At 62.9% G+C, this 4,317-nt stretch carries 3 protein-coding genes; 1 reads left to right on the top strand and 2 read right to left on the bottom strand.

Annotated features, from left to right (window positions below; all coding sequences use genetic code 11):
• Positions 1–384: 384 nt before the first annotated feature.
• A complete protein-coding gene (locus RND78_RS27535; protein ID WP_312733387.1) occupies positions 385–2,409 on the bottom strand; it encodes a DNA topoisomerase III in 2,025 nt (674 codons plus the stop codon).
• Positions 2,410–2,518: 109 nt separating this feature from the next.
• A complete protein-coding gene (gene pilM / locus RND78_RS27530) occupies positions 2,519–2,956 on the bottom strand; it encodes a type IV pilus biogenesis protein PilM (protein WP_312733386.1) in 438 nt (145 codons plus the stop codon).
• 164 nt (positions 2,957–3,120) lie between these two features.
• Between pilM and RND78_RS27525 the strand changes: the two genes are divergently transcribed.
• Entirely contained in the window at positions 3,121–4,266 is a 1,146-nt protein-coding gene (locus RND78_RS27525) for a site-specific integrase (RefSeq protein ID WP_312733388.1), read from the top strand.
• Positions 4,267–4,317 lie beyond the last annotated feature (51 nt).

Raw genomic sequence — 4,317 nt, 5'->3', positions numbered from 1 at the left:
AGCAATCCTGAGATGGCCGAGAGGACCAGGCTACCCTTCGAATGCAGCTGAAGGGGAGGAACAGTGTGGGCCAACACACCAGGTTGGCCCGAAGTACAGTGTGCACCGAACCTTCTGTGAGCCCTATGTGCCTTTGAACCCGCTTATCACGAGTTAGACGGCTGCGTGTCTGCTGCAGAACAGGGAGACACAGGGAGAGCATCACGCAAAGATCTACACGCCCTACCCGATGCTTAGCGTGCTCTTGGGGGTGGAGCTTCAGGACCAGGTCGAGAAACTCCGGGGTTGCCACTGATGACCGCCAGTGCGCGAGCGGGGTGGAACGCTTTCATTATGGGGCTGTGACCGTGACAAAGGCAAGAAAGCTCCCGCCGGCCCTGGAGCCTACGCCGAAGCGCTGCTGCGCTTGGCTTTTCCTGGGCCGCCCTTGCCTTTCCCTTTTGACGTTTCGATGTTCACCAGGCCCGTGCAGTCGGGATAGCGCAGGCAGGACCAGAAGTCGCCGCTCTTACCCTTTCGCTGCGCCATCTTGCCCTGGCAGAGCGGGCAGTGCGGACCCTCCGGGACCTTGATGTTGAGCGTGGTGTGGCGGTACTGGGTGACCAGCTTGCCGATCCAGGCGCCTTGCTTGGCGATGAAGTCATCCAGCTGCAGGGTGCCGGCCTCGATCATGTCCAGGGCCTGCTCCCAAATGGCGGTAGTGCCCGGGTCGGCCACTGCCGGTGGCACCGCAGCGATCAGCGAGACACCGGCGTCGGATGCCCACAAGGACTTACCCTTCTTGAGCAGGAACTGACGATCGATCAGTCCCTGGATGATGCTTCCCCGCGTGGCCTCGGTACCGATGCCGGTGGTTTCCTTGAGCTTGGCGGCCAGCCGCGGGTCAGTCACCAGCTTGGCCACGGTCTTCATCGCCTTGATGAGATCGCCTTCGGTGTAGGGCTTGGGGGGTTGCGTCTGCTGCGCCTTGAGCTGAGCCTGCTGCACCTGGGCGCGGGAGGCGTTCTGCAGCGGCGGCAGGATCTGCGAGCGATCCTTCTCCTTGCTGTCCTCATCATCCTCAGCGGCAGGCGCGGCCTGGAACAGCGTTTTCCAGCCAGGCACGACGATGCGCTTGCCCACCGCCCGCAACGCCACCTGGTTGCAGTCGAAATCCGCCACCGTCCGGTCGAACTCGTGGTGGGGCATGAACTGGGCGAGGTAATGCGCGCGGATCAGGCTATAGACCGCCCGTTCCTTGTCGCTCATGGCCGCCAGGTTGGCGGGCTCCAGGGTCGGGATGATGCCGTGGTGCGCGGTGATCTTGGCGTCGTTCCAGGCACGCGAGCGCTGCGCCGGATCGATGCTGGCCAGCACCGGGGCAATGGACGGGTCCGTGCGCCGGATCGCATCGAGCACGGTGGACACCTCCGGCAGCATGCTGGTGGGCAGATAGCCTGAATCGGTCCTGGGGTAGGTCGTCGCCTTGTGCGTCTCATACAGCGCCTGGGCGACGTTCAGGGTCTCCTGGGCCCCGAGGCCGAGCTTCTTCGAGCAGATCTCCTGCAGCGTGCCCAGGTCGAAGGGCAGGGGTGCCACTTCCTTGACCCGCTCGGTCTCGACCGACACCGCAATGGCGGTAGACCCGTCAGTGAGGCGCGCCTGCGCCGCCTGGGCATGAAGCGGGTCCAGGCAGCGCCCTTCGTCATCGGTGATGTCGCGGGCAGGTCGCCACTGGGCGGTGAAGGTCTGGCCGTTGGCGGCCAGCAGTACGTCCAGGCTCCAGAACGGCACCGGGATGAAGTGGGCGATCTCCCGATCGCGGTCGACCACCAGGCGCAGCGTAGGCGTCTGCACCCGTCCTACCGACAGCACCCCGCTGTAGCCGGCCTGGCGGCCGAGGAGGGTGAACAGCCGGGTGAAGTTCATGCCGATCAACCAATCAGCCCGGGAGCGAGCCAGCGCCGAGTGATACAGGGAGAAGGTCTCAGCCCCGGGCTTGAGGCTCGCCAGGGCCTGGCGGATCGAGGCGTCGTTGAGCGCCGAGAGCCACAGCCGCTGAATGGGCCCGCGATAGCCGCAATGGTCCAGCAGCTCGCGGGCGATCATCTCGCCCTCGCGATCGGCGTCGGTCGCGATGACCAGTTCGGTCGCTTCCTTGAGCAGCGCCTTGACGACCTTGAACTGACTGCTGGTCTTGGGTTTGACCTCGACCTTCCAGCTCGCCGGCAGGATTGGCAGCGCGTCCAGAGACCAGGACTTCAACTGCGGATCGTAGGCCTCGGGCGGCGCCTGCTCGAGGAGGTGGCCGATCCCCCAGGTGACGACCACGCCTTGGCCGCGAATGCAGCCCTCACCGCGCCCAGTGGCGCCGAGCACTCGGGCAATGTCCTTGCCCTGGCTGGGCTTCTCGCACAAAAACACACGCATGGGATTCCCCTGTCGATGGCCATCTGGCCTGCACGGCGAACCGTGCCTGGAGCCGGATGAGACGTCAGCGCGGAACCGCATCTGGCTCAGGAACGGTTGCGCGGAATCGCTACTGGTAGGCGAGCGCTGAGCCGTTGGGAATAGTTGCGGGAACAACGACACCCATGTTGCCGCTGATGGGACTTTGCAGCTTGCTGGCTACGACCGTGCCGATAGCTTGAGACTGGGTCAGGTCAACCATCTTGCTGACCAGCCCGCTGGGCGGCGTGGGGTAGTAGGTGAAGCTCTGGCCGGCGCTCACATAGCCGGAGACGTTTGGCAGCTTGCGGTACCAGGTGGGCAGCGCCAGGACCGAATCGACGGGCGCGCCGGTCATGGTCGGATTGGCGTGCGCATACTCAGCCAGGGCATTGCGATAGGTGAGCAGGTTATAGGCCAGCGCGTCGAGATCGACCGAAGCGGTTCGGTTGCTGGAGGTGCGTTCAGCATCGGCGAGTAAGCCAACAGTGGCCGTCATGACCGCAAGGATGATCCACAGTATGGGCATGGTGATGCGTCCGAAAGAGGGAGGCCTATCAGGCCCATACCCAGTCTGCGAGTGCCAGCTACAACCGCTAACGCGTGTGAAAGGGTTGCGCCAGAGCTGACGACCTCGGTATTCCCCTCTAGACTCGCCTGCCTGTTTGACGGCAGCAGGTGGGTGGCGTGGTAATGACCTTGGATGCAGCGCTCGAGCGCTATCGTAGTCAGGTCTCGGTCTTGAAGAAGGGGTATGTGCAAGAAAGCTATCGGATCGAGCAACTGCGCCGTGCACCGATAGCAAGCCGAATCCTCTGCGAGATCACCTCGGTCGATATCGCGAGTTACCGCGATACACGGCTTCTGCAGCGCAACGCCAAGACAGGCCTTGTGCTATCGAGCTCGACCGTTCGGCTCGAGCTCGCCTTACTGTCCAATCTCTTCGACATTGCACGGATCGAATGGGGCGCCTGTGAGCACAACCCGGTTACGCAGGTCCGAAAACCCAAGCCGCCTCCAGGGCGAGATCGCCGGCTCTTGCCACGAGAAGAGCGATTAATTATGCGCTACGCCCATGCCCACCCTAATAGAGATCTCGCCGCGCTCGTCAGCCTTGCGCTCGAAACCGCGATGCGCCAGGGAGAACTATTGGGCTTGCGTTGGGAGCGCGTGAACCTGCGCAGCCGTATCATCCACCTCGATGACACCAAGAACGGTACCAAGCGCGACGTACCGCTAAGCGTCAAAGCGCGCAACGTGTTGCTGCGGTTGGAGCCTCAAACCTCGGGTGAGGTATTTCATTACACCGCCAACGGCCTCAAGAGTACCTGGCGCTTCATGCTGCAAAAGCTTGGCATCGTCGACCTACATTTCCACGATCTGCGGCATGAGGCGATCTCGCGATTGTTCGAACTGGGCACCCTCGACCTTATGGAAGTGGCGGCCATCAGCGGGCACAAGTCCCTGAGCATGCTAAAGCGCTACACCCATCTGCGCGCAACGCGGCTAGTCCGAAAACTGGAGGGGCATCGTAACCGCGGTCGGCAAGCCGTGCTGGACCTCCTGGTGCCCTATCCCGCGGCCTGGACGCCGGCGAGCCGCGGCTACCGCGTGATCGTCCCCGACTTCCAAGGTGTGTGTGCTGAGGCGCCGACGCTCGAGCAGGCACTAGAGGCTGCGCAGGCTCAACTCCTTAAGCACATCCTCTGTATGTTCGTGCAGGGCCAGGCCATTCCCCAACCTGATGAGTATCTGACGCTTCTCCCCACGGCGGCCAAGATCGTGATGTTGCCTAGTCTGGATGTCGAGGTCGCAAAAGACGGCCTAGTCGCTGCCTGACACTTTTTTACCGAATAGTGTCAGGCAGTGTGCGGGCCATTTCATGCTGTT

Origin of the sequence: Pseudomonas oryzihabitans, from assembly GCF_032027545.1 — a bacterium.
Lineage (GTDB): Bacteria > Pseudomonadota > Gammaproteobacteria > Pseudomonadales > Pseudomonadaceae > Chryseomonas > Chryseomonas oryzihabitans_F.
This window is presented reverse-complemented; position numbering and strand designations above follow the sequence as displayed.

What these genes read in the sequence shown, in the direction of transcription:
- RND78_RS27535 (WP_312733387.1), bottom strand. Translation starts at nt 2,409, where the DNA reads ATGCGTGTGTTTTTGTGCGAGAAGCCCAGCCAGGGCAAGGACATTGCC.
- pilM (WP_312733386.1), bottom strand. Translation starts at nt 2,956, where the DNA reads ATGCCCATACTGTGGATCATCCTTGCGGTCATGACGGCCACTGTTGGC.
- RND78_RS27525 (WP_312733388.1), top strand. Translation starts at nt 3,121, where the DNA reads ATGACCTTGGATGCAGCGCTCGAGCGCTATCGTAGTCAGGTCTCGGTC.